This window comes from Streptomyces kryoterrae (genome assembly GCF_054072135.1).
On sequence record NZ_CM133358.1, the window covers coordinates 8,621,110 to 8,644,544 of the forward strand.

The 23,435-nt window shown below is 70.7% G+C and carries 25 protein-coding genes and 1 pseudogene; 16 read left to right on the plus strand and 10 right to left on the minus strand.

What is annotated here, in order from left to right; translation table 11 throughout:
- Nucleotides 1–5: 5 nt before the first annotated feature.
- Nucleotides 6–1,337, plus strand: coding sequence for an aminotransferase class I/II-fold pyridoxal phosphate-dependent enzyme (locus tag ACW4TU_RS38330; RefSeq protein ID WP_457420997.1), 1,332 nt, complete (start codon nucleotides 6–8; stop codon nucleotides 1,335–1,337).
- 140 nt (nucleotides 1,338–1,477) lie between these two features.
- Here the strand turns inward: ACW4TU_RS38330 and ACW4TU_RS38335 are convergent, their stop codons facing one another.
- Nucleotides 1,478–2,518 carry a DMT family transporter gene (locus tag ACW4TU_RS38335; RefSeq protein ID WP_457420999.1) on the minus strand — a complete coding sequence of 347 codons (1,041 nt, stop codon included), beginning with the start codon at nucleotides 2,516–2,518 and terminating at the stop codon, nucleotides 1,478–1,480.
- A 38-nt stretch (nucleotides 2,519–2,556) separates the two neighbouring features.
- On the opposite strand from ACW4TU_RS38335, the gene ACW4TU_RS38340 reads away from it, so the two are divergent.
- On the plus strand, nucleotides 2,557–3,459 hold the full coding sequence (locus tag ACW4TU_RS38340; RefSeq protein ID WP_457421001.1) for a LysR family transcriptional regulator: 903 nt from the start codon (nucleotides 2,557–2,559) through the stop codon (nucleotides 3,457–3,459).
- A gap of 175 nt (nucleotides 3,460–3,634) precedes the next feature.
- On the opposite strand, the gene ACW4TU_RS38345 is transcribed toward ACW4TU_RS38340, so the two are convergent.
- Nucleotides 3,635–4,102 carry a pyridoxamine 5'-phosphate oxidase family protein gene (locus ACW4TU_RS38345; protein WP_457421003.1) on the minus strand — a complete coding sequence of 156 codons (468 nt, stop codon included), beginning with the start codon at nucleotides 4,100–4,102 and terminating at the stop codon, nucleotides 3,635–3,637.
- A gap of 113 nt (nucleotides 4,103–4,215) precedes the next feature.
- Here ACW4TU_RS38345 and ACW4TU_RS38350 point away from each other — a divergent pair, with 113 nt between their 5' ends.
- Complete coding sequence (locus tag ACW4TU_RS38350) at nucleotides 4,216–4,866, plus strand: cysteine hydrolase family protein (RefSeq protein WP_457421005.1); 651 nt, start codon at nucleotides 4,216–4,218, stop codon at nucleotides 4,864–4,866.
- 3 nt (nucleotides 4,867–4,869) lie between these two features.
- On the opposite strand, the gene ACW4TU_RS38355 is transcribed toward ACW4TU_RS38350, so the two are convergent.
- Complete coding sequence (locus ACW4TU_RS38355) at nucleotides 4,870–5,307, minus strand: Rieske (2Fe-2S) protein (protein ID WP_457421007.1); 438 nt, start codon at nucleotides 5,305–5,307, stop codon at nucleotides 4,870–4,872.
- A gap of 114 nt (nucleotides 5,308–5,421) precedes the next feature.
- Here ACW4TU_RS38355 and ACW4TU_RS38360 point away from each other — a divergent pair, with 114 nt between their 5' ends.
- The 7 genes from ACW4TU_RS38360 to ACW4TU_RS38390 all read left to right on the plus strand — a co-directional run bounded on the left by ACW4TU_RS38360 (nucleotide 5,422) and on the right by ACW4TU_RS38390 (nucleotide 11,754).
- Nucleotides 5,422–6,204 (plus strand): HipA family kinase, encoded by a 783-nt coding sequence (locus ACW4TU_RS38360; protein WP_457421009.1) that lies wholly within the window; start codon nucleotides 5,422–5,424, stop codon nucleotides 6,202–6,204.
- Nucleotides 6,201–6,584 (plus strand): DUF3037 domain-containing protein, encoded by a 384-nt coding sequence (locus ACW4TU_RS38365; protein WP_457421011.1) that lies wholly within the window; start codon nucleotides 6,201–6,203, stop codon nucleotides 6,582–6,584. Before ACW4TU_RS38360 ends, ACW4TU_RS38365 begins: the two co-directional genes overlap by 4 nt.
- Before the next feature lie 139 nt (nucleotides 6,585–6,723).
- Nucleotides 6,724–7,485 (plus strand): 3-oxoacyl-ACP reductase FabG, encoded by a 762-nt coding sequence (gene fabG, locus ACW4TU_RS38370; RefSeq protein WP_457421013.1) that lies wholly within the window; start codon nucleotides 6,724–6,726, stop codon nucleotides 7,483–7,485.
- Nucleotides 7,486–7,502: 17 nt separating this feature from the next.
- Nucleotides 7,503–8,261 (plus strand): SDR family oxidoreductase, encoded by a 759-nt coding sequence (locus ACW4TU_RS38375; protein ID WP_164319896.1) that lies wholly within the window; start codon nucleotides 7,503–7,505, stop codon nucleotides 8,259–8,261.
- 361 nt (nucleotides 8,262–8,622) lie between these two features.
- A complete protein-coding gene (locus ACW4TU_RS38380; RefSeq protein ID WP_457421015.1) occupies nucleotides 8,623–10,203 on the plus strand; it encodes an ABC transporter substrate-binding protein in 1,581 nt (526 codons plus the stop codon).
- A gap of 144 nt (nucleotides 10,204–10,347) precedes the next feature.
- On the plus strand, nucleotides 10,348–11,031 hold the full coding sequence (ung, locus tag ACW4TU_RS38385; protein WP_457421017.1) for a uracil-DNA glycosylase: 684 nt from the start codon (nucleotides 10,348–10,350) through the stop codon (nucleotides 11,029–11,031).
- A gap of 183 nt (nucleotides 11,032–11,214) precedes the next feature.
- Nucleotides 11,215–11,754: a hypothetical protein gene (locus ACW4TU_RS38390; RefSeq protein WP_457421019.1), complete on the plus strand. Its 540-nt coding sequence runs from the start codon at nucleotides 11,215–11,217 to the stop codon at nucleotides 11,752–11,754.
- 102 nt (nucleotides 11,755–11,856) lie between these two features.
- On the opposite strand, the gene ACW4TU_RS38395 is transcribed toward ACW4TU_RS38390, so the two are convergent.
- Both ACW4TU_RS38395 and ACW4TU_RS38400 read right to left on the minus strand, forming a co-directional pair.
- Entirely contained in the window at nucleotides 11,857–12,318 is a 462-nt protein-coding gene (locus ACW4TU_RS38395; RefSeq protein WP_457421021.1) for a hypothetical protein, read from the minus strand.
- Between the two features lie 191 nt (nucleotides 12,319–12,509).
- Nucleotides 12,510–13,028 (minus strand): DinB family protein, encoded by a 519-nt coding sequence (locus tag ACW4TU_RS38400; protein ID WP_457421023.1) that lies wholly within the window; start codon nucleotides 13,026–13,028, stop codon nucleotides 12,510–12,512.
- A gap of 126 nt (nucleotides 13,029–13,154) precedes the next feature.
- Here ACW4TU_RS38400 and ACW4TU_RS38405 point away from each other — a divergent pair, with 126 nt between their 5' ends.
- Complete coding sequence (locus ACW4TU_RS38405) at nucleotides 13,155–14,066, plus strand: Gfo/Idh/MocA family protein (RefSeq protein ID WP_457421025.1); 912 nt, start codon at nucleotides 13,155–13,157, stop codon at nucleotides 14,064–14,066.
- On the opposite strand, the gene lnt is transcribed toward ACW4TU_RS38405, so the two are convergent.
- Together lnt and ACW4TU_RS38415 are read right to left on the minus strand one after the other, a co-directional pair.
- Entirely contained in the window at nucleotides 13,984–15,558 is a 1,575-nt protein-coding gene (lnt, locus tag ACW4TU_RS38410) for an apolipoprotein N-acyltransferase (RefSeq protein ID WP_457421027.1), read from the minus strand. The two genes, ACW4TU_RS38405 and lnt, sit on opposite strands and share 83 nt — an antisense overlap.
- Before the next feature lie 186 nt (nucleotides 15,559–15,744).
- Complete coding sequence (locus ACW4TU_RS38415; protein WP_457421029.1) at nucleotides 15,745–16,266, minus strand: nuclear transport factor 2 family protein; 522 nt, start codon at nucleotides 16,264–16,266, stop codon at nucleotides 15,745–15,747.
- A gap of 89 nt (nucleotides 16,267–16,355) precedes the next feature.
- On the opposite strand from ACW4TU_RS38415, the gene ACW4TU_RS38420 reads away from it, so the two are divergent.
- Nucleotides 16,356–16,988: a DUF4291 domain-containing protein gene (locus ACW4TU_RS38420; RefSeq protein ID WP_457421031.1), complete on the plus strand. Its 633-nt coding sequence runs from the start codon at nucleotides 16,356–16,358 to the stop codon at nucleotides 16,986–16,988.
- 89 nt (nucleotides 16,989–17,077) lie between these two features.
- A pseudogene (locus tag ACW4TU_RS38425) lies at nucleotides 17,078–17,658 on the plus strand (SDR family oxidoreductase); the annotation flags it as partial.
- Between the two features lie 97 nt (nucleotides 17,659–17,755).
- Here the strand turns inward: ACW4TU_RS38425 and ACW4TU_RS38430 are convergent.
- Both ACW4TU_RS38430 and ACW4TU_RS38435 read right to left on the minus strand, forming a co-directional pair.
- Nucleotides 17,756–17,935 (minus strand): hypothetical protein, encoded by a 180-nt coding sequence (locus ACW4TU_RS38430; RefSeq protein WP_189150656.1) that lies wholly within the window; start codon nucleotides 17,933–17,935, stop codon nucleotides 17,756–17,758.
- A 108-nt stretch (nucleotides 17,936–18,043) separates the two neighbouring features.
- Nucleotides 18,044–18,919, minus strand: a complete 876-nt coding sequence (locus tag ACW4TU_RS38435; RefSeq protein WP_457421033.1) for an undecaprenyl-diphosphate phosphatase — start codon at nucleotides 18,917–18,919, stop codon at nucleotides 18,044–18,046.
- 348 nt (nucleotides 18,920–19,267) lie between these two features.
- Here ACW4TU_RS38435 and ACW4TU_RS38440 point away from each other — a divergent pair, with 348 nt between their 5' ends.
- The 3 genes from ACW4TU_RS38440 to ACW4TU_RS38450 are packed head-to-tail and all read left to right on the plus strand — an operon-like array spanning nucleotide 19,268 to nucleotide 22,214.
- A complete protein-coding gene (locus tag ACW4TU_RS38440) occupies nucleotides 19,268–20,554 on the plus strand; it encodes a Gfo/Idh/MocA family protein (RefSeq protein WP_457421035.1) in 1,287 nt (428 codons plus the stop codon).
- Nucleotides 20,551–21,486, plus strand: a complete 936-nt coding sequence (locus ACW4TU_RS38445) for a DUF6807 domain-containing protein (protein WP_457421037.1) — start codon at nucleotides 20,551–20,553, stop codon at nucleotides 21,484–21,486. Before ACW4TU_RS38440 ends, ACW4TU_RS38445 begins: the two co-directional genes overlap by 4 nt.
- Nucleotides 21,483–22,214: a cupin domain-containing protein gene (locus tag ACW4TU_RS38450; RefSeq protein WP_457421039.1), complete on the plus strand. Its 732-nt coding sequence runs from the start codon at nucleotides 21,483–21,485 to the stop codon at nucleotides 22,212–22,214. Before ACW4TU_RS38445 ends, ACW4TU_RS38450 begins: the two co-directional genes overlap by 4 nt.
- A 6-nt stretch (nucleotides 22,215–22,220) precedes the next feature.
- On the opposite strand, the gene ACW4TU_RS38455 is transcribed toward ACW4TU_RS38450, so the two are convergent.
- The gene (locus ACW4TU_RS38455) at nucleotides 22,221–23,006 is read right to left on the minus strand and encodes a TVP38/TMEM64 family protein (protein WP_457421041.1); all 786 of its coding nucleotides are present in this window, start codon (nucleotides 23,004–23,006) and stop codon (nucleotides 22,221–22,223) included.
- Nucleotides 23,007–23,435 lie beyond the last annotated feature (429 nt).

The window sequence follows — 23,435 nt, forward strand, 5'->3', positions numbered from 1 at the left end:
GTGTTGTGCTAGGAGAATATCCGATCAAAGGCCGGGGCGCAGCAGAGATTTCCGCGAGTGTCGAACGCGCGGTGGGCGCCGGGGAGCTGGAACCCGGGCAACTGCTGCCGCCCATGCGGGAGTTGGCGGAGCGACTCGGGGTGAATCCCAATACCGTCGCCGCCGCCTATCGCACCCTGCGCGAACGGGGGGTCATCGAGACCCATGGGCGGCGCGGCAGCCGGGTGCGCTCCAAGCCGGCCACCACCGGGCGCGAGTACATCCGGGTGGAGGTGCCGCCCGGTGTGCGGGACGTGGCGCGAGGGAATCCTGATCCGGCGCTGCTGCCGTCACTGGCGGCGGCTTTCGCGGCGGCGGGGGAGCAGGGTGACCGGGCTCCGGTGCTCTACGGAGACGCCACCGTGGAACCGGAGTTGGCCCGCATCGCCCGCGCGGACCTCGACACCGACGGTGTGCCGGACGGGCCCCTCGCCGTCACCTCCAGTGCGCTGGACGGCATCGAGCGCGTCCTCGCCGTACACCTCAAGCCCGGGGACACCGTCGCCGTCGAGGACCCAGGGTGGGGTGGGCTGCTGGACCTCGTGCCGGCGCTCGGGCTGCGCATGGTCCCGGTGGGCGTCGACGACGAGGGGCCGCTCGCCGAGGACGTACGGCAGACGCTGGCGGCCGGGGCACGGGCGCTGATCGTCACGGACCGGGCGCAGAACCCGACCGGGGCCGTGGTGAGCGCCACGCGTGCGCGTGCCCTGCGTTCCGTGCTCCGGGAGTACCCGGAGACCCTGCTCATCGAGGACGACCACGGCTACCGGATCGTCGACCAGCCCCTCCATCCGCTGGCCGGGGTCACCCGGCACTGGGCGTTCGTGCGCTCGGTCGCCAAGGCGTACGGCCCCGATCTGCGCCTCGCCGTCCTCACCGGCGACGCCGTCACCGTCGACCGGGTCCTGGGGCGGCAGCGACTCGGGCCGGGCTGGGTCAGCCGGCTGCTGCAACGGGCCGTCGTGCGGCTGTGGGCCGATGGCGCACTGGACGCGCGCGCGGTGGCCTCGGCTTACGGGGAGCGCCGGGGCGCGCTGATCGACGCGCTCGCGCAGCGCGGGGTCACGGCCCACGGGCGCAGCGGGCTGAACGTGTGGATCCCCGTCCCGGACGAGACGGGCGCGGTCGCCCGGCTGCTGCACGCCGGCTGGGCCGTCGCCCCCGGTGCGCGCTTCCGGATGAACGCTCCGTCCGGTATCCGGGTGACCGTCGCGACGCTGACCCGGGAGGAGACGGGTCCGTTGGCGGACGCGATCGCCTCGGCGCTGAGATCGGAGTCGGCGCGCACGCATGTCTGAAGCGGGGTCCTGCGAAGGCGCCCCGAAGGAGTTTGGGGCTGTGGGGCTGTGTCGCGCCGTGGCGCCGCCGCGAGGGCGGGACCAGTCGCGATGGATTCGCAGGCGACGCACGTGAGTCCCGCGGGGCGCTTGGCAGGGGTCTATGTCCGAGGCTCGGCCCGGCGCCGGCGAGGACCGGCCTGGGTGAGTGCCGCCCCGGCCAGTACCACCACCGCGCCCACCGGGGTCGACCAGGTCAGGCTCTCGCCGAGCAGGGTGACGCCCGCGACCGTGGCGATGACCGGGATGAAGTAGGTGACCATCTGGCCGGTCGTCGGACCCGTCTCGGCGACCAGGCCGTACTGCAGCAGCATCGCGAGGCCTGTGCCCAGTGCGCCGAGCGCGACGATCGCGAGCAGTGGTCCGACGGGGAGGCCGTCGGGTATTCCGGTGAACAGCGGCGTGACCACGGCCAGTTGCAGGGTAGCCAGCAGCAACTGGGCGCCACTGAGGGACAGATGGGAGTGGCTGGAGCCCGCCAGCGTACGGCGGACGTAGATCCAGCCGATCGGGTAACTGAGCGAGGCCAGCAGTGCCAGTGCCATGCCCGTCGCGTCCAGGCCGTGGAAGCCCTGCCAGGCGCCAAGGACGGTCAGCACACCTGTGAAGCCCAGGCCGAGACCGGCCACCCGTACCCGCGTCGGACGGTCCTCCGAGAGTGCGACCAGGGACAGGGCCATGCCCCACAGTGGCGAGGTCGCGTTGCAGATGCCGGCGAGTGTGGACGGGATCGTCAGCTCCGCGTACGCGAACAGCGAGAACGGCAGCGCGTTCAGCAGGAACGCGGCCACGGCGAGATGCCCCCACGTGCGCGCGCCGCGCGGCAGCCGCTCCCGCTTCACCATCAGCGCCGCCGCCAGGACCGCAGTGCCGAAGAGCAGTCGGCCGAAGGTGACCTGGAACGGCTCGAACCCCTGCGTACCGACCTTGATCAGCAGGAAGCTGAAGCCCCAGATCAGGGACAGCACGCCGAAACGGATACGCCAGTCGAGGGTGGGGCGGCGACTGACCTGGGCGGATGCAGATGCAGGTGTGGCTGCGGGCGTGGAGGCAGCGGTGGGCGGGGGTGCCGGTGTTGTGGGCTTCCGGGCGGTGAGGCGGCTCATGGGTGCCACGATCCCCGAGTCGATCTCGTAGCACAAGCGAGCAAGTGTTCGTCTTATCTCGTAGGATCGCTTACATGTTGAACCTGGAGCGCCTGCGCACCCTAGACGCCCTCGCCCGGCACGGCTCGGTCAGCGGGGCGGCGGAGGGGCTGCATGTGACGACGTCGGCCGTCTCGCAGCAGATGTCCAAACTGGAGCGGGAAGTGGGGCAGCGGCTCCTCGCCAAGAACGGGCGGGGTGTGCGGCTCACCGACGCCGGACAGCTGCTCGCGGACCACGCCGCGCGCATCCTGTCCCAGGTCGAGCTGGCCCAGTCCGACCTGGAGGCACAGCGCGGGCAGGTGGTGGGCGAACTGCGGCTCTCGGCGTTCCCGACCGCCGCACGCGGACTGTTCCCGGCCGCGCTCGCGGCCCTGCGCGCGGCGCATCCCGGGTTGCGGCTGCGCTCGTGCGAGCTGGAACCGGAGGCGGGGGTCGCCGGGGTGGTGCGCGGGGACCTCGACCTGGCGGTCGTGCTCGACTGGTACAACAAGCCGATGCCGCTGCCCGACGGTCTGGTCAAGGCGGCGATCCTCGACGACCCGGCGGACGTGGCGATGCCGGTCGCTCATCCGCTCGCCGGCCGGAGCGAGGTGGACCTCGGGGAGTTCGCCGAGGACGAGTGGATCACGTGGGCCGAGGGCGAGTTCTGCCACGAGTGGCTGATGTTCACGCTGCGGTCCAGGGGCGTCGAGCCGTGCATCGGGCATCGTGCGGCGGAGACGCACACGCAGTTGGCACTGGTGGCGGCGGGGCTCGGTGTGTGTATCGCGCCGCTGCTGGGCCGTGATCCGGTACCTGCCGGGGTCGTCACCGTTCCGCTGCGGCAGCGTGTGCGGCGGCATGTGTACGTGGTCTGGCGGGCGGATGCCGACCGTCGGCCGTCGATCCGGGCGGCTGTGGAGGCGTTGAGGGTGGTGGGGCGGGGGGTGGGGTGAGGGGCGCTCCGCGGGTTCGGCGGGTGTGGGGGTGCGTGTCGTAGGTCTTTCGCCCCCGCCGCCCCTACCCGTCCCATCCCTGGGGGCTGCGCCCCCAGACCCCCCTTCGCGCTGAACGCGCTCGTCCTCAACGCCGGACGGGCTGGGGTCGCGGGCCGGGGCCGGAGACGACCCGCTATTGGGGTGGCAGCTTGCTGAAGTCCCAGGAGACCGTTTTTTCTGGGGTGAGGCGTATCCAGGCGTGTCTGCCGTCGTGCGGCATCTCGTCCAGGTGGAAGTTCTTGCGGGCGAAGAGGGTTTCCGGGACGTCCAGTTCGGCGCGCAGTTCTCCGGTGCGCGGTGACTCGCCGACGAACTCGACGGCGCCGGACAACTCGACGCCGCGCAGTTCGTCGTACTCCTCGCCCGTGTCGACGACGATCGCCACCCGCGGGTCGCGGCGCAGGTCGGTCCAGCGCTTGCTGCGGACCACCGAGTACAGCCACATCGAGGTGCCGTCCCAGGCGAACCACAGCGTGCTCACATGCGGAGCGCCCCCGGCCGACACGGTGGCGACCCGGCAGGTGCGCTGGGTCGCCAGGAACTCGTCCAGCTCGACCGGCGTCATCATGATCTTCCGGCCTCGGCGCTGAGTGGCGGTCATGCGTTCCCCCTTTGTTCTCTTACGTCAGAAAAGAATATGGGCTGCCTTCCGCCCGCACGCGACGGACGTTAGTCTCGCCCGCCCACCCGTACGGTCCGCGACCAGGGAGCGCCATGCCGTCGTACGAACAGCTCAGCGAACTCCTCGACCCCGCGACCACGGTCCTGCTCACCGTCGAGTGCCAGCAGGGCGTCGTCGGACCGGACAGTGCCCTGCCCGAACTCGCCAGGGAGGCGCGGTCGTCGGGAGCGCTCGGCCAGGTAGCCCGGTTGGTCGTCGCCGCCCACGAGACCGGTGTGCAGGTCGTCCACGCGATCGCCGAACGCCGCCCGGACGGCCGGGGCGCGAACCACAACGCCCGTCTGTTCCGGGCCGCCGAACGGCTCCCCGTCCAGCAGCTCCCGGGCACCACCGCGGTACGCGTCGCACCGCCGATCGAGGTCGCCGACGAGGACTTCGTCGTACGGCGGCTGCACGGCCTGTCGCCGATCCAGGGCACCGACGTCGACGCCCTGCTGCGCAACCTGGGTTGCCGCACGCTGATCGTGACCGGGGTCTCGGCCAACGTCGCGATCCCCAACGCCGTGTTCGACGCCGTGAACCGTGGATACACCGTCGTCGTGCCCAAGGACGCCATCGCGGGGGTGCCCTCCGACTACACCCCCGCGATGATCCGCAACACCCTCGCGCTGGTCGCCACGGTCGCGACCACCGACGAGGTGCTGGCCTGTCTCAAGCGGCCACGCCGTGCCGGGCGGGAGTGAGGGTCAGGCGAGCGTGATGGAGTCCCCGGACACCTTGATCGACTCGGCGGCCAGCGCCTCGGTCGCCGGGCCCTTCTTCACGCTGCCGTCCGCGACCGAGAACTCGCTGTTGTGGCAGGGACAGGTGATGACACCGTTGGTGATGCCCGTCACCGCACAGCCCGCGTGCGTGCACTTCGACGAGAACGCCTTGTAGGTGCCCGCCGTCGGCTGCGTGACCACTACACCCTGGTCCTTGAAGATCTTGCCGCCGCCCTCCGGTATGTCGGAGGTCTTCGCGAGGGCGGTGCCGGCGGCGGCGCCCTGTTCGGTGGCGGTGTCCGACGAGTCGTCGTCCGACCCGCAGGCGGTCAGCGCGACGGCGAGCCCCGCCGCGCCGGCCGCCGCCATGACCGTACGACGAGCCGGTCCCGATACGGGCTGAAGCGAGGCGCTGCTCATGCTGGCGTTTCCTTCCGCAGGCGTTTCCTGATCCGTACGAAGATACGAACCCTGCACGCGCGCCGTTCAGGCGGTACGGGCATCCGGCCGCGAACGCCCCAGTAACCTGGGCCGATGCTCAAGGAAGTCATCGCGACCCGCTACATCACGCCCCTGCGTGAGGGCGGTTCGCTGCCCGGACTCGTCGAGGCCGACGATCTCGGCACGTACGTCATGAAGTTCAGCGGCGCGGGACAGGGCCGCAAGACGCTCGTCGCCGAGGTCGTCTGCGGCGAACTGGCCGGGCGGCTGGGGCTGCGGGTACCGGGACTGGTGACGATCGCCCTCGACCCGGTACTGGGCCTCGGCGAACCCGACCAGGAGGTGCAGGGGCTGCTGAGGTCGAGCGGTGGCACCAACCTCGGCATGGATTTCCTGTCGGGGGCGATCGGCTTCGACCCCCTCGCCTTCGAGGTGAGCGCCGAGGAGGCCGGGCGGGTGGTGTGGTTCGACGCGCTCGTCAACAACGTCGACCGCTCCTGGCGCAACCCCAACCTGCTGATGTGGCACGGCGACCTGTGGCTCATCGACCACGGCGCCACGATGATCTGGCACCACAACTGGCCCGGCGCCCGGACCTCCGCCGCCAAGCCGTACGACGTCTCCGAGCACGCGCTCGCGCCGTTCGGCCCGGACATCGCCTCGGCCGCCGCCGAACTGGCGCCGCTGGTCACCGAGGAACTGCTCGCCGAGGTGACCGCCGCGATCCCCGACGCGTGGCTCGCGGACGAACCCGGCTTCGACTCGCCGGACGCGCTCCGGCGGGCCTACGCGGAGCCGCTCCTGGCGCGCGCCGCCGTCATCCACGAGCGGATCAAGGGCGCTGAGGGCATCCAGGGCGTCGAGGGGGAGAAGTGAGCGAGCGGGACGTCTTCGAGTACGCGCTGCTGCGGGTCGTACCGCGGATCGAGCGCGGCGAGTGCTTCAACGCCGGTGTGCTGGTGTACTGCCGCGCCAAGTCCTTCGTCGCGGCGCGTACGCATCTGGACGAGGGCAAGCTGCGGGCGCTGGACCCCGAGGCCGACGTGGCCGGCGTGCGGGCCGCGCTGCGTGCCGTCGAGGGGGTCTGCGCGGGCGGGAAAGTCGCAGGTCAGGCGGCGCTGGACGATGCCGGACGGCGCTTCCGCTGGCTGATCGCGCCACGCTCGACGGTGGTCCAGCCGGGGCCTGTGCACACGGGCCTCACCGCTGATCCGGGGGCCGAGGCCGAGCGGTTGCTCGCGCTGCTGGTCAGGTAATGGCTCACACCGGCGCCGCCTGCCGTTGACACCGGGTGCCAGGACTTCTAGCGTCACGTGTGCTGAAGGTACTAAGCGGTCGCTCACCTGAGGGCGTACCGTGGGCCGCAGGGCTTTTCAAGGGCGAGGAGAACCAGCAATGTCCACCACTGAGCAGCGGGTCGCCGTGGTCACCGGCGGTGCGCGCGGCATCGGCGCCGCCACCGCCGTACGACTGGCGGCGGAGGGCCGCGCCGTCGCGGTGATCGACCTCGACGAGGCCGCCTGCAAGGACACCGTCGAGAAGATCACCGCCGCCGGTGGCAAGGCGATCGCCGTCGGCTGCGACGTCTCCGACGAGGCCCAGGTCTCGGCCGCGGTCACGCGCATCGCCGAGGAACTGGGCGGACCCACGATCCTCGTCAACAACGCGGGCGTCCTGCGCGACAACCTGCTCTTCAAGATGAGCGTCTCCGACTGGGACACGGTCATGAACGTGCATCTGCGTGGCGCCTTCCTGATGTCGAGGGCCTGTCAGAAGTACATGGTGGACGCCAAGTTCGGCCGGATCGTCAACCTGTCCTCGTCCTCCGCCCAGGGCAACCGGGGTCAGGTCAACTACTCGTCCGCCAAGGCCGGCCTCCAGGGCTTCACCAAGACCCTCGCCCTCGAACTCGGCAAGTTCGGCGTCACCGCGAACGCCGTCGCCCCCGGGTTCATCGCCACCGACATGACCGCCGCCACCGCGGAGCGCGTCGGCATGGGCTTCGAGGACTTCAAGGCCGCCGCGGCGACCCAGATCCCCGTGCAGCGCGTGGGCAACCCGGACGACATCTCCAACGCGATCGCCTTCTTCACGGGCGAGGCCGCCGGATTCGTCTCCGGCCAGGTGCTGTACGTCGCCGGCGGACCGCTCGACTAGGACCGGGGAACAGGAACATGACGACAGTGGAACTCTCGGGCAAGGTCGCCCTCATCACGGGTGCCAGCCGGGGCATCGGCTACGGCATCGCCGAGGCGCTGCTCGCGCGCGGTGACCGGGTGTGCATCACCGGACGCAACGAGGACGCGCTCAAGGAGGCCGTCGAGACACTCGGTGCCGACCGGGTCATCGGCGTGGCCGGCAAGGCCCACGACGAGGCCCACCAGGCCGTCGCCGTCGAGCGCACCCTGGAGGCGTTCGGGCGCGTCGACTTCCTGGTCAACAACGCCGGTACGAACCCGGTGTTCGGGCCGATCGCCGACCTCGACCTCAACGTGGCGCGCAAGGTCTTCGAGACCAACGTCGTCTCGGCGCTCGGCTTCGCGCAGAAGACCTGGCACGCCTGGCAGAAGGAGAACGGCGGCGCGATCGTCAACATCACGTCCGTCGCCGGCCTGTCGGCCTCGCCGTTCATCGGCGCGTACGGCGTCAGCAAGGCCGCGCTGGACAACCTGACCCTGCAACTGGCGCACGAGTACGCGCCCGGGGTGCGGGTCAACTCGATCGCGCCGGCCGTCGTGAAGACGAAGTTCGCGCAGGCGCTGTACGAGGGCCGGGAAGAGGAGGCGGCCGCCGCCTACCCGCTCGGCCGGCTCGGCGTACCCTCCGACATCGGAGGCGCCGCCGCGTTCCTGACCTCGGCCCAGGCCGACTGGATCACCGGCCAGACGCTCGTGGTCGACGGCGGCATCTTCCTCAAGGCCGGCAACAGCTGACGTACGGACCCCCTGCGTACGAGGCGGGGCGGGCGTTACCCGATGAGGGAGCGCCCGCCCCGCCTCGCTGCGTTCCCGGACGCCTGTCCGGAGTCTCCGTATGCCGGAGAATGTGATGTCCACTCCGACTTCTACCGGAAGATGCGTGGCGGAAAGTCTCCATGTCGACCGTCGCAGACCTATGCGTGCCCGGCTGACAGAAATAGCTCCTGTGTCGACGTCCGAGGTCACACAGTCCGACGACAGTGCTGCCCGATACGTGCTGATCAACGGGCTGTCCTGGAAGCTGGACCGCCCGGTGGGGCCCTGCGGTATGGTCTGCCGACCGTTGGCTTGGTATGGCAGATCGAGGAGCGTGCACGTGTTCAACCGGAACCGGGGCCTGCGGCAGCTGGCGACAGCCGCGTCCATATCCATGGTCGCCGGATGCGGAGTCTTCTCCTCCGACTCCTCCAACGAGGGGAAGCCGATCGTGGTGGGGACGACCAGTGAACCCAGCACACTGGATCCGGCGGCCTCCTGGGACAACTCGTGGGAGCTCTTCCGCAACGTCCACCAGACCCTGCTCAACTTCGAGACCGGCGGGTCCGAGCCCAAGCCCGACGCCGCCAAGAGCTGCGAGTTCACCGACAGTTCGAGCACGGTGTACAGCTGCGAGCTGCGCGAGGGCCTGAAGTTCTCGGACGGACACGAACTGGACGCGCAGGCCGTCAAGTACTCCATCGACCGGATCAAGAAGATCAACGTCAACGGTGGCCCCGCCGGTCTGCTGACCAGCCTCGACCGGATCGAGGTGAAGGGCGACCGCGGGATCGTCTTCCACCTGAACCAGGCCGACGCGACCTTCCCCTTCGTGCTCTCCACCCCCGCCATGTCGATCGTGGACCCCGAGGAGTACCCCGCGAAGTCGCTCCGTAAGGACGGCAAGGTCAGCGGCTCCGGTCCGTACACCCTGGAGTCCTACAAGGAGGGCGACAGGGCCGTACTCGTCAAGAACGACCGCTACAAGGGCATCGCGGACCTCCAGAACGACGCCGTCACCATCCGCTACTTCCGGAGTTCTTCCGCGGTGGCCGACGCCCTCCGGGACAAGTCCATCGACGTCGTCTACCGGGGTCTCAGCGCCGCCGACGTCGTCGACATCGAGGACAACGAGAAGGAGGAGGGCCTCCAGCTCATCGAGAACGCCACCACCGAGATCAGTTACCTGGTGTTCAACCCCAAGGACCCGTGGTCCAGCAAGCTCTCGGTCCGCAGGGCGATCGCCCAGATCGTCGACCGTCCGGCGCTCGCCCACAACGTCTACAAGGACACCGTCGAGCCGCTGTACTCCATGATCCCCAAGGGTCTGGTCGGACACACCACGGGCTTCTTCGACGACTTCGGGAACCCCAGCTCTTCCAAGGCCAGGCAGATCCTCCTCGAGGACGGCATCACCGAGCGCGTCCCGCTCACCCTCTGGTACACGAGCGACCGCTACGGCTCCCAGACCAAGCCGGCCTTCGAGGAACTGAAGCGGCAGCTGGAGTCCTCCGGTCTGTTCACCGTGACGCTCAAGAGCCGCCCCTGGAAGACGTACGTGGACGGCTACCAGAAGGGCGAGTACCCGGTGTTCGGGCGCGGCTGGTTCCCCGACTTCCCCGACGCCGACAACTTCATCGCCCCCTTCGTGGGTGAACAGAACGCGCTCGGCACGCCGTACACGTCGCCCCAGATCACCGGTCAGCTGCTGCCCGAGTCACGCCGGGAGAGCGACCGCGGGGCCGTCGGCGAGCAGTTCGAGGAGGCTCAGCAGATCCTTCTGGACGACGCCCGGCTGCTGCCGCTGTGGCAGGGCAAGCAGCATGTGGCGGCGAACGAGGACATCGGCGGTGCCGAGGTGTCCATCGACCCGGCGACCATGATGGTGATGTGGGAGCTGTACTGGAAGACCAGCTGGTAGCGGAGCTCGTGGCCGGTACTCGTGGCCGGCGCACGGCCGGCGTCGGGAACGGTTGTCGCCGACCCGTTCTCGCTGACCCGTTGTCAGTGGGCGCCGGTAGGTTCTTCGGTGAGTGGAACACACCGCACATCGGAGGAAGTTCACGTGACCGACATCGCCATGCTGCCCGAGTCCTGGCGCGGCGTCCTGGGTGACGAGCTGCAGCAGCCCTACTTCAAGGAGCTGACCGAGTTCGTCGAGGAGGAGCGGGCGAAGGGTCCTGTCTATCCTCCGCGCGAAGAGGTGTTCGCCGCGCTCGACGCGACGCCGTACGACAGGGTGAAGGTCCTGATCCTCGGTCAGGACCCCTACCACGGCGAGGGGCAGGGCCACGGCCTGTGCTTCTCCGTCCGCCCCGGCGTGAAGACCCCGCCCTCGCTCCGCAACATCTACAAGGAGATGAAGGAGGAGCTGGGCACGCCCGTCCCCGACAACGGCTATCTGATGCCGTGGGCCGAGCAGGGAGTGCTGCTGCTCAACGCGGTGCTCACGGTCCGCTCCGGCGAGGCCAACTCGCACAAGGGCAAGGGCTGGGAGAGGTTCACGGACGCGGTGATCCGGTCCGTGGCCGACCGTCCCGACCCGGCGGTCTTCGTCCTGTGGGGCAACTACGCGCAGAAGAAGCTCCCGCTGATCGACGAGGAGCGGCACGTGGTGGTGAAGGGGGCACACCCGTCCCCGTTGTCGGCGAAGAAGTTCTTCGGCTCGCGCCCGTTCACCCAGATCAACGAGGCGGTGGCCGGCCAGGGGCACGCGCCGGTCGACTGGACGATTCCCGACCTCGGCTGAGCCTCGGCCCGCGCTGATTCCCGACCTGGCCGACCCGGGAACGGCGAGCCGCGTCGCCGGGCCGGTCCGCGTCCGTCCCGGGGCCGGTCCGGTGCCCTGACGGCTCGCCTGACCGGGATTGTCAGTGCCTGCGGCTAGCGTCGGGAAGGACAGCGGGCACAGCGGACGAGGGTGGAGGGCGCGGTGACGGAGCGGCAGGAACAGGTGGCACCGGATGCCATGATGACCCGGATCGGACAGGCCGTCATGTTGCATCACGGCGGTGACCGCGAGGAGGCACGGGGGCGCTTCCTGGGGCTGTGGGCGGAGATCGGCGCAGCCGGCGACCCGTTGCACCGCTGCACGCTGGCGCACTACATGGCCGACACACAGGACGACCCCTCGGACGAACTGGCGTGGGATCTCCGGGCGTTGTCGGCGGCGCAGGAGCTGTCGGACGAGCGGGTCGCGGAGGTCGTCCGGCACGAGGGGGCGCTCGCGGTGCGCGCCCTCTATCCGTCGCTGCACCTGAACCTCGCCGCCGACTACGTCAAGCTGGACCGCCCCGACGCCGCCCGCACCCACATCCGTCGCGCCCGCGGCGCGGCCGAGGCCCTGGGCGACGACAGTTACGGCGACGGGGTCAGGGCGGCCATCGGGCGACTGGAGCTGCGGCTGGGGGAGGAGGACTCCGCCGGGGAACCGGAAGGGGATTCCTGGGGGCCGCCGAGACAGCGGCCCTAGGGGGTCCTGGAGGGCTCGGGCGGGCTCCGGAAGGTGCCTGTCCGTCGGCCCGACGCAGACCGACTGATCTTGAGACCGGCCTCTCGACCGACCTCTGTGCGCTCAACCCCCGTACGCCTCCTTGCAGATGACCGTCTGGGGGCTGTCCTTGCCCCAGCCGCCGTACTTCCTGCCGAGGGCGCACACGTCCGTGTTCTCGCGTACCGGGCGGGACACCTCGGGGAGTTCGACACGGGGCTGGGTGTGGCGGCGCTCCGGCTTCGGCGGGCGCTTCTTCGGCTTGCTCCGCCGGGGCGGAGGTGCCGGAGCGGCGGCCGGTGGGGCTGCGGGCGCCGCTCCGGCCGGGCGGTGCGGCTCGCCCACGGTCCGCGGTGTCCGCGGGGCCGGAGCGGGCCTGCGGTCGGGGCCAATGAGCTCCAGTGCCTCCCGGGCGGGCGCCTGCACGATCTGTGGTTCGGCCCGGCCATCCGGGCGGGGCACCGACGGCTGGGACGGTGCCGGGGGCGGGCCGGGAGCGGTCGGCTGCTGGATCGTGACGCAGCCGGAGAGGGCTGTGACAGCCACAGTGACCAGAAGCGTTGCGGTGGTCGTCGTTCGATGCACCCGCGCAACTCTGCTGTGTCCGGCCCGTTCTGGAACCGTGGACAAGCTGAGGATGCCCCACACGGGTGATCTCCGGCCCCTTACGGAGGGTGCGGGACGGCCCCGGCTGACGGCTGTCCCCGTCCCGAGGCGCGCCCTCCACCGCTGCTCCGTCAGTCGCCGGTCGTTCCGTCGAGCCGTTCGCGGATCAGGTCGGCGTGGCCGTTGTGGCGGGCGTACTCCTCGATCATGTGCGTATAGATCCAGCGCAGGTTGAACGGCTCGTCGCTGTGCCTGCTTCTGCCCTTCGAGAGGTCGTCGAGACCGAAGCCGGCGGCGTGGCGCCGGGCGATCCCGATCTCGGCCTGCCAGGTGCCGTACGCCTCCTCCCAGGTGTCCGCCTCGGTCAGATGGAACTCGCCGTCCTGGTCCTCCTCGGTGTAGTAGATCGGCCCCGGATCTTCGGCCACCAGCACCTTGCGGAACCAGCCCCGCTCCACTTCCGCCATGTGCCGCACCAGACCCATGAGGGACAGCTCCGAAGGCTCCACCGAGGCGGTTCTGAGCTGGGCGTCGGTCAGGCCCTCGCACTTCCACGCCAGGGTCTGCCGGTGGTAGTCCAGCCAGCCCTCCAGCATGGTGCGTTCGTCGGCGTTCTGGGCGGGTTCACTGCGCGGCGTCTGTGTCGTCATGCAGGCATGGTCGCTCACCGAGACCGTCCCCACCATGCGTTTCCGGGGACTCGGCCGGTTGGCGAAAACCCGGGCGGCCCTATGCTTCCGGCATGACCCCGGCAGGCAACCGCTGAAGGAGACCCCGTGAAGGTCGGCTGCATCGGACTCGGTGACATCGCGCAGAAGGCGTATCTGCCGGTGCTGGGCGCGCGGCCCGGCGTCGAACTGCATCTGCACACACGGACGCCCGCGACGCTCGCCCGGGTCGCCGACGGCCTGCGCCTGCCGGCCGGGCAGCGCCACGCCGACCTCGACGAACTGATCGCCCAGGGCCTCGACGCGGCTTTCGTGCACGCGCCCACCGTCGTGCACCCGGAGATCGTGGCCGGACTGCTGGAGGCGGGCGTACCGACGTACGTCGACAAGCCGCTGGCGTACGAACTCGCCGAGTCGGAGCGGCTGGTGAGGCTGGCGGAGGAACGCGGGGTCTCACTCGCCGTCGGGTTCAACCGGCGCTTCGCGCCCGGGTACACGCAGTGCGCCGACCACCCGCGTGAGCTGATCCTGATGCAGAAGAACCGCATCGGGCTGCCCGAGGAACCCCGCGCGATGATCCTCGACGACTTCATCCATGTCGTGGACACGCTGCGGTTCCTGGTGCCGGGCCCGGTCGACGACGTGACCGTGCGCGCCCGCACGGAGGACGGACTCCTGCATCACGTGGTGCTCCAGCTCGCCGGGGACGGTTTCACCGCGCTCGGGGTGATGAACCGGCTCAGCGGCTCCGCCGAGGAGATCCTCGAAGTGTCCGGGCAGGACACCAAGCGTCAGGTGGTCAACCTCGCCGAGGTGATCGACCACAAGGGCCAGCCGACCGTACGGCGGCGCGGCGACTGGGTGCCCGTGGCCCGGCAGCGAGGCATCGAACAGGCCGTGCTCGCCTTCCTCGACGCCGTCCGCGCGGGCAAGGTGCTCAGCGCCCGGGACGCACTGGCGACTCACGAACTGTGCGAGCGGGTGGTACGAGCGGTGGAGGAGCGGACCGGCGCCGCCTGAGCAGGCCCAGGCCCTCGACCGCACCCAGGACGACCATGACGAGCACGGCCGCGTGCACCGCCCAGTCGCCGAAGCGGACGTACGCCGTGACACCCCGGGCCAGCGGTACGTCGTACACCGCCGAGGTGCTCGCACCGGTGCCGAGCCAGGAGCCCACGCGCTCGCCGCTCGGGCCGTAGACGGCGGAGACGCCGGTCAGCGTGGCGTGGACCATGGGCCGGCCGGTCTCGGCGGCGCGCAGGGCCGCGATCGAGGCGTGCTGCTCGGGGGCCCAGCTGTGCTGGAACGACGAGGTCGAGGACTGGGCGATCAGTACCTGGGCGCCGTCCTGGGCGAGATGGCGGCTCATGTCCGGGAACGCGGACTCGAAGCAGACCATGGGCCCGACGCGCAGCCCGTGCCCGACGTTCATCACCACCTGCTCGGTGCCGCGTTTGCGGTCCTCGCCCGCCGCCTTGCCGACGGAGGTGGCCCAGCCCAGCAGCGAACGCGCCGGAATGTACTCACCGAAGGGCACGAGCCGCATCTTGTCGTACCGGTCACCGGTGGGGCCGTCCGGTCCTACGAGCACCGAACTCTTGTAGATGCCGGGCCGGTCCGATCGCCTGGCGTCCACGTTGACGAGGATGTCGGTGCCGGTCGTGCGCGAGAGTGACGCGAGCCTTTTCGCCAGGTCGGGGCGGTCGGCGAGGTCGTAGCCGACGCTGCTCTCGCCCCAGACGACCAGATCCACGTCCTGGCCGGCCAGCTGACGGGTGAGCGACTCCTCCAGCGCGAACCGTTTCTCGGGGCCGTCCGCCCCGTCGACGATGCCCGGTTGCACGACGGCGATACGGACCTGACCGTCCACCTCCGGACGCGGTGACCACACCCAGGCCGCGGAGGTCACGGCGGCGGTGACGACGAGCCCGGCCACGGCCGGGACCCGGGACTCGCGCACCGCGACCAGGACGGCGACCGCGATGTTCACGGCCACCACCAGGAAACTGAGCAGCCACACCCCGCCGACCGAGGCCAGCCGCAGCGCGGGCGCCACCTGCCACTGGCTGGATCCGATCATGCCCCAGGGCCCGCCCAGCCCCTGCCACGAGCGGACCAGCTCGGCCATGAGCCACCCCGACGGCAGCACGACAAGCCCGGCGGCGATCCGTCCCGCCGAGGGCCGACCCGCCAGGAACCGGCGTACGAGCAGGCCCCAGGGTGCCCAGAGCGCGCCCAGCAGAGCCGCGATGACGACCGTGAACACATGCAGGCTCGGCAGCAGCCAGTGATGTACGGCCAGCATGTATCCGAGGCCACCGAACCAGCCGTCGTAGGCCGCCCGTCTGCTGGTCGGCGCGGACCGGACGAGCAGGATCCAGGGCACGAGCGCGACGTACGCGAACCACCACAGGGCCGGCGCCGGGAAGGCGAACATCGGCAGGGCACCGGCCAGCGCGGCGACGACGGAACGCCGCCACGGGGAGACGAGCCAGTGGCCGGGCAGTTTCATACGGCGCCTCCTACCAGTCGGTTTCCCAGGATCACCGGGTCACCTACCCAGTCGGTCACCCCTTACGTGGGTCACCTGGGTTCAGTGTGCGCGGTGGGGACGATCTCGGACCAGCAGGACTCCGGCCAGGCCCGACGGATTCCTCGTACGGCCTACGGCGACTGGTCCATGGGGCGGGGAAAGGAGTCAGTCGGTGGCGGGTTCGGGTTCGGTGGCCGGTTGCGGGCGCGGATTCGGGTGCGGCGTCGGCATGCGCCGCCACTTCTCCTGTACGACCACCTCGCGCAACCGCCAGCCGTCCCCCGTACGGATCAGCCCGAAGGCGTACCGGCCGCCGCACACGAAGTCGGGGGCGGTGGACCCGCCTTCGCCGTCACGGTCCGCGAGGCGCATGGGATTGACGTAGTCCGCCTGAACGCTGGCGGTGTCGCCGGTGTCCTGCTCCAGCAGGCCGAAGCCGACCCGGCGGTTGACGATCAGATGCTGCCGCATCGGAAACAGTTCCATGTTCCGCCTGAGCCACCCGGCGACCTGTCGGGCGTCCCCCTCGATGCCGCCGGCCGAACGGTAGTCCGCCCGCCCGTCCGGCGCGAACAGGTCCACGTACGCCTCCCAGTCGCCGTCGTCCACCGCCACCGCGTACGCGGTGACGAGTCCGTCCAGGGAGAGCCGGTCCAGCACGGTCGCGAGCTCCACACGCTGCGTCATCGGCTCAGTGTTGGGCACGGGACGGGCGCAGCCAAGGGAAGTACGGATATTGGGTGGCCGATGGGCGTGTCCGGCTCCAAGCTGGTCGCGTGAATGATCAGCCGGTCGGCTTTCCCGACCTTCCCCGCGAACAGGAACCCAAGTTCCGCGTACGCGCCCTTCACACGGCGTCCACGGTGACCGTCTATCAGGCCTACGGTCCACACATCGGGCTCGCGGCGGCACGCGAGGGCCGGTTTCCGGCGGCGTGGAAACGGGATCGTATGACATGGATCAAGCCGTCCTTCACCTGGATGATGTACCGATGCGGATGGGGCGCGAAAGAGGGGCAGGAGACCGTGCTGGCCGTCGAGATCAGCCGGGAGGGATTCCTGTGGGCGCTGCGTAACGCGTGTCTGTCGCACTATGTTCCCGAGCTGCACGAGGACCAGGGGTCCTGGAAGCGGCAGTTGGGGCGGGCGGTGGCGCGGGTGCAGTGGGACCCGGAGCGTGATCTCCGGCTCAACCCGTTGCCGTACCGGTCCTTGCAGTTGGGGCTTTCGGGGGAGGCGGCGGCTCGGTACGCCGACGAGTGGATCGTCGGGATCGAGGACGTGACGCCGCTCGCCGCCGAGGTTCACGGGCTCGTACGGGCAGGCGAACTGGTCCGTGCGGCTGGGTTGTTGCCGGCGGAGCGGCCGTATCCGCTCGACGAGGACGTGCTCGCGCACCTGCGACCGTGAAGACGTGCCGGCCCAGGGTGCGGAGCAACCAACGTGATACGGAGGTACGCCCATGAGCGGGTCGTCCGTCACGGTGGTCACGGGTGGTGGTCGGGGGATCGGGGCCGCGGTGGGTGACCGTCCAGGTCGACACCTCGGTCGAGGCGGAGTGCACCGGCTGTTCGACTCGGTGGAGGAGCGGCTCGGTCCGGTCACGGGGCTGGTGAACAACGCGGGAGTCACCGGGCCGTTGGGCAGGCTCGCCGACGCGGACCCCGTTGATCTGCGGCGTGTGGTGGATGTCAACCTGCTGGGTACGCTGCTGTGTTCGCGTCTGGCCGCGCACTCCATGGCGGCTCGGGGCGTCGGCGTGATCGTGAACGTGTCCTCGGCGGTTGCCGCCCTCGGCAGCCCCGGTGACTCTGTGCACCACGCGGCGACATAGGCGGCCGTCCAAGCGCTGACCGTGGGTCTGGCGAAGGAACTTGGTCCGGACGGTGTCCGCGTCGACGCGGTGGCGCCGGGCGTCATCGACACCGGGATGTACGCGACGACGGGCGACCCGGGCCGGGCGGAGCGCTCCGCAGACCGGGGCCGGCGAGCGAAGTCGCGGGCCGTCGTCGCCTGGTTGATGTCCGCGGAGGCTTCGTACACGACGGGCGCGGTGCTGCGGGTGTCGGGCGGGCGGTGACGCTGCGTGGCGGGAGGGGACGGAGGAGGTGGCGTACGCATCAGTGGTGCCCAGGAGCGGGGCAGGTGCCCTGCTTTCCTGTACGTCCGCCTCGGGGTCAGGCGGCCTCGATGATCTCGCCGCGTATCGCCGCGGCCCACTTCACCACCAACAGCTCGTACTCCTCTCGCTCTTGGGCCGAGAGGGATCCGCCTGCTCGGAGCCAGAGCGCACGGATCTGCTCGTTCAACGCAGCAGCAGACCGCACGGAACCAGGGGCCAGGGAATCGGGGGACATGCGCACCAGCGTAGGCGCAAGGACTGACACTGCGCTACCGGGTGGCTACTCGTACGGTATGTGGTTGGTCACGGTCGGATGATCTTCCGCCGTGTGCGGTCCGGGTGGTCAGCCCGAGGACTCCGCCGCGTGCGGGCTCAGGGCGCCCGTCGCCACCAGGGCGATGATCACGATGCCGAGCGCGATGCGGTAGTAGACGAACGGCATGAACGACTTGGTCGAGATGAATTTCATGAACCAGGCGATCACGGCGTAGCCGACCGCGAAGGCGATCACCGTCGCGAAGGCCGTCGGACCCCAGGAGACATGGCCGCCCTCCGACGCGTCCTTGAGCTCGAACACGCCCGAGGCGAGTACCGCCGGCATGGCCAGCAGGAAGGAGTAACGGGCCGCCGCCTCACGGGTGTAGCCCATGAACAGGCCGCCGCTGATGGTCGCGCCGGACCGGGAGACGCCGGGGACCAGTGCCATGGCCTGGCACAGGCCGTAGATCAGACCGTCCCGTACGTTCAGGTCCTTGAGGCCCTTGCGCTCCTTGGCCGCCCGGTGCTTCCCGCCGGTCTCGTCGCGTGCCGCGAGGCGGTCGGCGACGCCGATGACGATGCCCATCACGATCAGCATCGTCGCGGTGATCCGCAGATCCCGGAACGGTCCCTCGATCTGGTCCTTGAGCGTGACCCCGAGGACACCGATCGGGATCGAGCCGACGATCACCAGCCAGCCCATCTGCGCGTCGTGGTCGCCGCGCATCGCCTTGCTGGTGAGCGAGCGGAACCATGCCGAAAGGATCCGCCCGACATCCTTGCGGAAGTAGATCAGCACCGCCGCTTCCGTACCCAGCTGGGTGATCGCCGTGAAGGCGGCACCCGGGTCCTCCCAGCCGGAGAACGCGGCCGTCAGGCGCAGATGCGCGCTGGAGGACACGGGGAGGAACTCGGTCAGCCCCTGGACGAGTCCGAGGATGAGGGATTCAAACCAAGACATGAAGTTACGTGGTCCAAGCGCTGATCGTGGAAGGGCCGACGGGCACACCGGGTCGTCGCGCGCGACAGCGAAAGACGGCAAAGAGCAGGTGTGTTGGGGGCAGCCTAGCGGCCCCCGGTGACAGGCCGAGCACAGGGGCCGGAGTCAAGGGGTGGTAAAGGGCGGGGTTCTCCGTATTGCCCGCCCGCACCGTCCATCCCGTCGGCACCCTGGTCTTGGTGTTGACCGGCCGCTGGGACGGAACATAGTTTGCGCGTGAAGAGAAAGCGCTTGCTGCCCCGGAGGTCCGGAGTCACCACGCGTTGGCCCACGTCAGGCATCGCGTCCGATGGAGTGCTGATCACGCACATGACCACACCCGTAACCAGTCCCGACACCTCCCCGGTCCCACCGGGGCAGTCCCCCGCGGGCGGCGCTCCCGCCGACCTCACCTCACTCGCCCCCCTCCCGCCGCTCACCGGCCGTCGTATCCGGGCCGCCGTCATCGGGGCGGGTGCCATCGGGCGCGGGTCGCATCTGCCGGCGCTCGCCCGGCTGGCCGACGAGGGCGAGACCGAGGTCGTCGCCGCCGTCGACATCAACGCCGACGCGGTGAAGGCGTTCTGCGCGGAGAGCGGGATTCCGCACGGGTACACCGACCTGGAGCAGATGCTCCGGGAACAGCGGCCCGACCTGGTCACCATCTGTACGCCGCCCACCCTGCACCGTGAGCAGACCGTGGCCGCGCTGCGTGCCGGGGCCTGGGTGTGGTGCGAGAAGCCGCCGGTGCCCACGCTCGCCGACTTCGACGCCATCGAGGCGGAGGAGGGGCTCGGGGGCGGCCCGTACGCCTCGATCGTCTTCCAGCACCGCTTCGGCTCGGCCGCCACGCACGTACGGCGGCTGCTCGCCGAGGGGGCGCTGGGCCGGCCGCTCGTGGTGCACTGCCAGACCACCTGGTACCGCGACACCGCCTACTACGCCGTGCCCTGGCGAGGGCGCTGGGAGACGGAGGGCGGCGGGCCCGCGATGGGGCACGGCATCCATCAGATGGATCTGCTGCTGGATCTGCTGGGGCCGTGGAGCGAGGTGCGGGGCATGGCCGGTCGGCTCGTCCACGACATCGAGACCGAGGACGTCTCCACCGCGCTCGTCCGGTTCGCGAACGGCGCGCTGGCGACCGTCGTCAACAGTGTGCTCAGCCCCGACGAGGTCAGCCGTATCCGTATCGACTGCGAGCGGGCCACCGTCGAACTCACCCATCTGTACGGGCACGGCAACGCCGACTGGACCATCACCCCCGCGCCGGGCGTGCCGGAGGCGGAGGTGGCCGACTGGCGGGACTTCGGTGCTGACGTGCCTAGTTCACACCTGGCGCAGCTCCGCGAGCTGGTCGCGAGCATGCGCGCCGGTGAACGGCCGCGCAGCAGCGGGGCCGACGGGCGGACCAGCCTGGAACTGATCACCGCGCTGTACAAGTCCGCCTTCACGGACACGACCGTCAGGGCCGGTGACATCGGCCCCGGCGACCCCTACTACGTCGCGCTGCACGGCGGGGCGCCCGGCTGGGCGCCCGCGACCGACGACGATGGTGATGTTTCCGAAGCCGACACCGAAGCCGACACCGAATCCGCCACCGAGGAGGCCTCCGCGTGACCACGTCCGAGGGCCTGCGCATCGTCCACGCGCACGGCGACCGCATCACCGTGACCGAACCCGTCACCGGCGTCGAGCTGTTCAGCTACGTGTACGGGGCCGAGGCGGCCTGGGAGGCGCCGAAGCCGTATCTGCACCCGGTCCGGACGCTCGCCGGCAACGTCGTCACCGACTACCGGCCCAACGACCACCGCTGGCACAAGGGCCTCCAGCTGACGGCCTCGCACCTGTCGGGGGCGAACCTGTGGGGCGGCAACTCCTATGTGCACGGCGAGGGATACCTCGCCCTCCCCGAGCGCGTCGGCTCGATGGCCCACGTCGGCTTCGACGAGGTCGCCTCGGACGCGGGCCGGGCCGTCATCGCGGAGCGGCTCACCTGGCATCCGTACAGCGGGGAGCTGTGGGCGCAGGAGTCGCGGCGGGTCGAGGTGCACGACGTCGATCCGGCGGCGGGTTCCTGGGCGCTGACCTGGACGAGCGCGATCACCAACCGGCGCGACGAGCCGCTGCTCTTCGGCAGCCCCACCACCGCCGGGCGCGAGGCGGCGGGCTACACCGGCCTGTTCTGGCGCGGCCCGCGCGCCTTCCGGGACGGTCGGATCCTCGGCCCCGACTCCGAGGGGCCGGGCCTGATGGGCGGGCAGGCGCCGTGGCTGGCGTACTCCGGCGAGTTCGACGGTGCCGACGGCCACGCCACGCTGGTCTTCGCACACGCGCCCGAGAACGACCACCTGGGGAGCGAGGGCGCCCACCCGGCCCACTGGTTCGTGCGCAACGAGCCGTTCGCGGCCGTCGCTCCCTCCTGGGCCTACTACGACGAACTGGCGCTCGCGCCCGGCGACACGCTCACCCGCCGCTACCGGGTCGTCGTAGCCGACGGGGAGTGGGAGCGCGAGGGCGTCGCCAAGTACCTGCAGGAGCACCCGTGGTGAGTGCGGGACCGGACGGGACGGCCTTCGCGGGGCTGCCCGGCGGCGTCGCCGTCTCGCACCTCTCCGTCTACGACTGGCCGGCCGTCGACGGTGTGTGCGGCGGAACTCCCCATATGCATCTGACCTGTTCGGAGGCGTACGTCGTCACGGGCGGGCGGGGCGCGGTGCAGACCCTCACGGCGTCGGGGTACGAGGAGACGCCGCTCGCACCCGGTACGGTCGCCTGGTTCACGCCGGGCACGATCCACCGGCTGGTCAACGAGGACGAACTGCGCATCACCGTCCTGATGCAGAACAGCGGGCTGCCGGAGGCGGGGGACGCCGTGCTCACGCTGCCGCCGCGCTACCTGACCGACCCGGAGACGTACGCCGCCGCGACCATGATCCCGGCCGACGCGCCCGTCGCCGAGCGGGAGCGGGTCGCCCGGGCCCGGCGGGACCTCGCACTTGAGGGGTACCGGGCGCTGCGGGACGCGGCGGGGCCGGAGGCGCTGGCCGCCTTCCACAAGGCCGCGGCTGCTCTCGTACGGCCCCGGATCGCCGACTGGCGCGAGCGCTGGCGGCGCGGCGCCCGGGCGGCGGCCGAAGCGACGGGCGACCAGCTCGACCGGCTGGAACAGGGCGACGCGTCCCACCTCGCGGCGGCCGTCGTACGGGCCGAACAGCCTTCGGCGTACGGGAAGTTCGGGATGTGCGGGCGGCTGGACGTGTACCAGGGCACCCCTTGAGAGGGATCAGTGCCCGCGCAGGTGGTGTCGTTTGCGCCAGGCCACCACGGTGCCCACCACGGCCGGTACGGCGATGAAGGCCATCGCGATCAGGAAGGCCGGGGAGGTCGGCGAGGAGGCCTGGGCGCCCGCGACGACATATGCGGCGGTGTTCGGGACGGACCCGAGGGCCGTCGCGATCAGGAACGGCAGCCAGCCCATGCGGGAGACGGCGGCGCAGTAGTTGGCGGCCCAGAAGGGCACCCCGGGGAACAGTCTCGCCGCCATCATGGAGCGGAAGCCGTGCCGGCTGAGCTGGCCGTCCGCCGCCTGGAGCCAGCGGGCGCGCAGCAGCGGGCGCAGCGCGTCCTGGCCGAGGACGCGGCCCAGGCCGAAGGCGGCCCCGGCGCCCAGGACCGTGCCCGCGAGGGCGGCGGCGAGGCCCAGCTGGGAACCGAACAGCGCGCCCGCCGCGAGGTTCAGCAGCGGGCGTGGCACGAACGCCACGGTGCACAGTCCGTACGTGGCCCCGAAGACCATCGCCGCGGCGGCACCGCCGACCTGGGGCGGCCAGCCGTCGGCGAGGAGCCGCTGCGGTTCGAAGAGCAGGACGCAGGCCGCCGCGGCGCCGAGCAGCAGCACCAGGAGCGACAGCCGCGACCATGGCGAGAGCAGTGCTCTCGTGCAGCGCGCGGCGAGGCCGCCGGCCGGGGCGACGACGATGGCGGCGGGCGAGAGCGGGGCGAGCTCCGTGGCGATGGCCCGGGGAGTGGCCGTGGCGGTGCCCCCAGAGCGGGTGGTGGCATCGAGCATTCGCCGAGATTATCTGAGGAGTGTGTGTGGCCGCCGTATGGTTCGTCTCAACGGGGGAACAACCGGGGGAACTCCCGGCGCGCCGGGCGACACGTGCCTCCACACCCTGCGGAAACACCACGCCGTGACATGCGCCACTGTGGCGGGCATCCCCGCGACCCGGAACCCCTGGTCCGCAGAGAACCGCCGGAAAACCATTCGACGCGCGGTGACGCGTCGGCGAGGATCAGCCCCATGTTCCGGTACGCCTTCCTCCTCGCAGCATCCGCGGTCGCGGATGCCCCGAAGGCTGCCGTCCCGATCTTCGCGGCCGCAGTCGACGGCGCTCGAAGCTGACCCTTCCCGGATCGTCCGGCGGACCCCGCAGGGGGAGGGTCGGCGAACTTCCTCGGGGTCCCCGTCCCGGCCGCGTTCTCCGCGCCGGGACCT

Excerpts from the sequence above, each read along its gene's own strand:
- ACW4TU_RS38340 (WP_457421001.1), top strand. The coding sequence starts at position 2,557 with ATGTTGAACCTGGAGCGCCTGCGCACCCTAGACGCCCTCGCCCGGCAC.
- ACW4TU_RS38345 (WP_457421003.1), bottom strand. The coding sequence starts at position 4,102 with ATGACCGCCACTCAGCGCCGAGGCCGGAAGATCATGATGACGCCGGTC.
- ACW4TU_RS38350 (WP_457421005.1), top strand. The coding sequence starts at position 4,216 with ATGCCGTCGTACGAACAGCTCAGCGAACTCCTCGACCCCGCGACCACG.
- ACW4TU_RS38355 (WP_457421007.1), bottom strand. The coding sequence starts at position 5,307 with ATGAGCAGCGCCTCGCTTCAGCCCGTATCGGGACCGGCTCGTCGTACG.
- ACW4TU_RS38360 (WP_457421009.1), top strand. The coding sequence starts at position 5,422 with ATGCTCAAGGAAGTCATCGCGACCCGCTACATCACGCCCCTGCGTGAG.
- fabG (WP_457421013.1), top strand. The coding sequence starts at position 6,724 with ATGTCCACCACTGAGCAGCGGGTCGCCGTGGTCACCGGCGGTGCGCGC.
- ACW4TU_RS38375 (WP_164319896.1), top strand. The coding sequence starts at position 7,503 with ATGACGACAGTGGAACTCTCGGGCAAGGTCGCCCTCATCACGGGTGCC.
- ACW4TU_RS38400 (WP_457421023.1), bottom strand. The coding sequence starts at position 13,028 with ATGACGACACAGACGCCGCGCAGTGAACCCGCCCAGAACGCCGACGAA.
- lnt (WP_457421027.1), bottom strand. The coding sequence starts at position 15,558 with ATGAAACTGCCCGGCCACTGGCTCGTCTCCCCGTGGCGGCGTTCCGTC.
- ACW4TU_RS38415 (WP_457421029.1), bottom strand. The coding sequence starts at position 16,266 with ATGACGCAGCGTGTGGAGCTCGCGACCGTGCTGGACCGGCTCTCCCTG.
- ACW4TU_RS38430 (WP_189150656.1), bottom strand. The coding sequence starts at position 17,935 with ATGTCCCCCGATTCCCTGGCCCCTGGTTCCGTGCGGTCTGCTGCTGCG.
- ACW4TU_RS38435 (WP_457421033.1), bottom strand. The coding sequence starts at position 18,919 with ATGTCTTGGTTTGAATCCCTCATCCTCGGACTCGTCCAGGGGCTGACC.
- ACW4TU_RS38440 (WP_457421035.1), top strand. The coding sequence starts at position 19,268 with ATGACCACACCCGTAACCAGTCCCGACACCTCCCCGGTCCCACCGGGG.
- ACW4TU_RS38455 (WP_457421041.1), bottom strand. The coding sequence starts at position 23,006 with ATGCTCGATGCCACCACCCGCTCTGGGGGCACCGCCACGGCCACTCCC.